Raw genomic sequence first — 4,499 nt, forward strand, 5'->3', positions numbered from 1 at the left:
ATCCGCGCACGCCGACCGGCCTCGCCGTTTCGGAAGAGCTGCCGAAGCGTATCCTTTGCCTGCCGATGCACCCCTATCTCAGCGAAGCCGACCAGGACCGTATCATCGAGACGATTCGTAACTATATCGGCTCGAACTCGGCGCACGTCGCGGCGGCGTAGCCGTGCCCTCGGACGGGGAACACAGCAGAGCAGAATTCTGAACCATTGCAATGCCTTAACGTCACAGCATGGATCCCAGGGTCTGCGCCGCGTTGCTTCGCTCCAGGATGACGAAGCGATAGCTGGCCGTCAGTTGCAAGCGTTTAAGCTGCGCCCGCGCTTTTCCCGCTGGCAATGAAATGCGGGTTGGCGAAATCCGCGTCCGTGGCCTGGTCGCGCTTGCCGTAAGCGAGCGGCTTGCCGTCCAGCGTGCGCGTCATGCCGCCGGCGGCCCGCAGCACCGCGTCACCGGCGGCGGTGTCCCATTCCATGGTGCGGCCGAAGCGTGGATAGACGTCCGCCTCGGCGGCGGCGACGAGGCAGAATTTCAGCGACGAGCCGACCGAAACGATCTCGGCGGCGCCAAGGTCGCGGATGAAGGCATCGGTTTCCGGCGTGTTGTGTGAGCGGCTGGCGACCACGGCGAGCGGCATCCCCCCTGTCCGCACGGCGATCGGACGGCGGCCGGTGATGCGAAAATTGGCATCGACCTCGATCGCTTCCGCCCTGCCCGGCCGGCCCGAGAAGAAACGCCCCGTGCAGGGCGCGAAGACGACACCGATCTCCGGCACGCCGTGGCGGACCAGCGCGATGTTGACGGTGAAATCGGTGCGGCGGTTGACGAATTCCTTGGTGCCGTCGAGCGGATCGATCAGCAAGAAGGCGTCGTCGAGATCGGGCGTCGCAACGCCCGCCGCGACTTCTTCCTCGGCCACGCAAGGGATGTCGGGATAGGCGGCGCGCAGACCGGCGAGGATGATCTTCTCGCTCTCGCGGTCGGCTTCCGTCACCGGCGTGCTGTCCGATTTCGTGTCGATGGCGCAGCCTGCGTGGAAGACGCGCATCACCTCGCGCCCGGCATCCAGCGCCAGGCGCTCGAACACGCCGAGCATGGCCTCGTCGTCAGATGCCGCCGCCGCTGTCATATTGGTCTTCGGCAATGTCGCGCTCGTTCAGCCAGAGTTCCAGGGCCTCTACCATCTCCTCGGTCGTTTTGCCGAGCGTCTTCAGATGGATTTCGGGATTCTCCGGAGCTTCATAGGGTGAATCGACGCCGGTGAAATTCTTGATCTCGCCGCTCAGCGCGCGCGCATAGAGGCCCTTCGGATCGCGCCTGGCGCATTCCTCGAACGGCGTGTCGACGAACACCTCGACGAACTCGCCATCCGCCATCAGCTCGCGCGCCACGCGCCGCTCGGCGGCGAAGGGCGAGATGAAGGAGACGATGACGATCAGGCCGGCATCGGCCATAAGCCGGGCGACCTCGGCAACGCGGCGGATGTTCTCGACGCGATCGGCGTCGGTGAAGCCGAGGTCGCGGTTGAGGCCGTGGCGGACATTGTCGCCGTCGAGGATGTAGGTGTGGCGCCCCGAGGCGAACAGCTTCTTCTCGAACAGATTGGCGATGGTCGACTTGCCGGAGCCGGAGAGCCCGGTGAACCAGAACACGGCCGGCCGCTGGTTCTTCAGGTCGGAACGGCCGCGCTTGCCGACATCGAGCGACTGCCAATGGATGTTTTCGGCGCGGCGCAGCGAATGCAGGATCATGCCGGCGCCGACCGTGGCATTGCTGATGCGGTCGATCAGGATGAAGGCGCCGGTGGTGCGGTTCTCGGCGAAATTGTCGAAGGCGATCGGCGAGCGCGTCGAGAGATTGCAGATGCCGACCTCGTTCATCTCCAGCGACTTCGCCGCCTCGTGGGCGAAGTCGTTGACGTTGACGCGGTACTTCAGCTCGGCGACGGTGGCGCTCACCTGGTCGGTTTCGGTGCGCAGGATGTAGGAGCGGCCGGGCAACAGCGCATGCTCGTCGAACCAGACGATGTTGGCGGCGAACTGGTCGGCGACCTGCGGCCGCGACGCCGGCGCGACCAGAATGTTGCCGCGCGACACCTCGACCTCGTCGTCGAGGACGAGCGTGATCGCCTGGCCGGCAACCGCTTGGGCAAGGTCGCCGCCATGGGCGACGATGCGCTTGACGCGGGACGACTTGCCGGACTTGGCGACGACGACCTCGTCGCCCTGCGAAACCGACCCGGACGCGATGGTGCCGGCAAAGCCGCGGAAATCGAGATTGGGGCGATTCACATACTGCACCGGGAAGCGGAACGGCAGTTCGACCACTGCCTCGTCGACCGATACGGTTTCCAGATGCTCGATCAGCGTGGGCCCCGAATACCACGGCATGTTGCCGGAGCGGCTGGAGACATTGTCGCCGTAGCGGGCCGACATCGGGATCGGCACGATCGTCTGGAAGCCGAGGCTTTGCGAAAACTGGCTGTAATCCTCGACGATCCTGTCGAACACCGCCTGGTCGAAATCGACGAGGTCGATCTTGTTGACGGCCAGCACAATGTGGCGAATGCCGAGCAGCGAGGCGATGATCGAATGGCGCCTGGTCTGGCGCAGCACGCCCTGGCGCGCGTCGATCAGCACGATGGCGAGATCGGCGGTCGAGGCGCCGGTCGCCATGTTGCGCGTGTACTGCTCGTGGCCGGGCGTGTCGGCGACGATGAACTTGCGCTTCGGCGTGGCGAAGAAGCGGTAGGCGACGTCGATGGTGATGCCCTGCTCGCGCTCGGCTTCGAGCCCGTCGACCAGGAGCGCGAAGTCGATGTCGTCGCCTGTCGTGCCGTGCTTGCGCGAATCGCGCTCCAGCGCGGCAAGCTGGTCTTCGAAGATCTGCTTGGTGTCCGACAGCAGACGCCCAATCAGCGTCGACTTGCCGTCGTCGACCGAGCCGCAAGTGAGGAAGCGCAGCAGCGACTTCTTCTCCTGCGCGGCCATGTATTCGCGGATCGAGTCGGTGGGGGCGAGGCTTTTGGCCATGATGTGGCGCATGCTCAGAAATACCCCTCGCGCTTCTTCTTTTCCATCGAGCCGGCTTCGTCGCGGTCGATGAGGCGGCCCTGGCGCTCCGAGGTGCGCGCCGTCAGCATCTCGCCGACGATGGCCTCCAGCGTGTCGGCATCGGACTCGATAGCGCCGGTCAGCGGATAGCAGCCAAGCGTGCGGAAGCGCACCATCCGGTTCTCGACCGCTTCGTCCGAACGCAACTGCATGCGGTCGTCGTCCTTGAGGATCAGCATGCCGTCGCGTTCGACGACCGGCCGTTCCTTGGCGAAATAGAGCGGCACAATCGGGATGTCTTCCTGCAGGATGTACTGCCAGATATCGAGCTCGGTCCAGTTGGACAACGGAAAGACGCGGATCGACTCGCCGGCGGCGATGCGGGTGTTGAAGATCTTCCACATTTCCGGCCGCTGGTTCTTCGGGTCCCAGGCGTGCTGGGCGTTGCGGAAGGAAAAGATCCGTTCCTTGGCGCGCGACTTCTCCTCGTCGCGGCGGGCGCCGCCGAAGGCGGCGTCGAAGCCGTATTTGTCGAGCGCCTGGCGCAACGCCACCGTCTTCATCACATGGGTATGGGTGTTCGAGCCATGGTCGAACGGGTTGATGTTGTCGCGCACGCCGTCCTCGTTGACATGCACCAGGAGGTCGAAGCCCAGCTTCTGCGCCATCTGGTCGCGAAAGGCGATCATCTCGCGGAACTTCCAGGTGGTGTCGACGTGCAGGAAGGGAAAAGGCGGCTTGGCCGGGAAAAAGGCCTTCATCGCCAGGTGCATCAGCACGGAAGAATCCTTGCCGACCGAATAGAGCATGACGGGCTTGGAGAAGGAGGCCGCCACCTCGCGGAAGATGTGGATGGATTCGGCCTCGAGCCGCTGCAGGTGCGTAAGTGCGATATTCATGGACTGTGAGCGTTCTCTCGTGCCATCCAGACCTTGCATCAACGGATCAGGCACCGTTTCTTAAAAACAGCCCGGTTCAAGCTTTGCTTCTGGACATTCGTGCGGGCGTTCTAGCAGATCGTGATTGCGGGGAACAATGCCAGACGCGCCCGCCAGATGGCCAATCTGGAATGAATTTTCCACGATCAGTGCGTATGTGGGAAAATCCTGCCCTACCGCCTGATGTATGGCAAAGAACGGAGAAACTATTGCCTTTCGGGTGACCGTGGACGGCCCGCCGCGCGAAGCTCCCGCTCACGCGGATGCGCGCCGGGCTGCCGATTTGTGATAGGCCCTCCAGCGGCCGCACTATCGGGAATCGGACCCAGCGGCTATACCGGCCACACATGCTGCCCGCGCGCCGTGGCACCAAATAGGCTTCGAAGGTGATCGCGTCCGCCGTCGCGGACCAACACGGCGTCCCAACGACCCCCAGACATTGCGAAACAGAGCATTGAACCCGCTTTTATCCATCAAACGGCACCTCACGCCCGCGCAGATCAACGTCTAC

The 4,499-nt window shown here is 63.9% G+C and carries 4 protein-coding genes; 1 reads left to right on the top strand and 3 read right to left on the bottom strand.

The window, feature by feature from the left end:
• The coding region (locus tag EN742_RS39600; RefSeq protein ID WP_148670248.1) for a DegT/DnrJ/EryC1/StrS family aminotransferase at positions 1-161 on the top strand (161 nt) is incomplete at its 5' end.
• 143 nt (positions 162-304) lie between these two features.
• On the opposite strand, the gene cysQ is transcribed toward EN742_RS39600, so the two are convergent.
• The 3 genes from cysQ to cysD are packed head-to-tail and all read right to left on the bottom strand — an operon-like array spanning position 305 to position 3,949.
• Complete coding sequence (cysQ, locus tag EN742_RS25470) at positions 305-1,093, bottom strand: 3'(2'),5'-bisphosphate nucleotidase CysQ (RefSeq protein WP_189363116.1); 789 nt, start codon at positions 1,091-1,093, stop codon at positions 305-307.
• 10 nt (positions 1,094-1,103) lie between these two features.
• On the bottom strand, positions 1,104-3,041 hold the full coding sequence (gene cysN / locus EN742_RS25475; protein ID WP_189375581.1) for a sulfate adenylyltransferase subunit CysN: 1,938 nt from the start codon (positions 3,039-3,041) through the stop codon (positions 1,104-1,106).
• A gap of 2 nt (positions 3,042-3,043) precedes the next feature.
• Positions 3,044-3,949 carry a sulfate adenylyltransferase subunit CysD gene (gene cysD, locus EN742_RS25480; protein ID WP_127405438.1) on the bottom strand — a complete coding sequence of 302 codons (906 nt, stop codon included), beginning with the start codon at positions 3,947-3,949 and terminating at the stop codon, positions 3,044-3,046.
• Positions 3,950-4,499: the final 550 nt, after the last annotated feature.

It is taken from the genome of Mesorhizobium sp. M4A.F.Ca.ET.020.02.1.1, assembly GCF_004022645.1.
Lineage (GTDB): Bacteria > Pseudomonadota > Alphaproteobacteria > Rhizobiales > Rhizobiaceae > Mesorhizobium.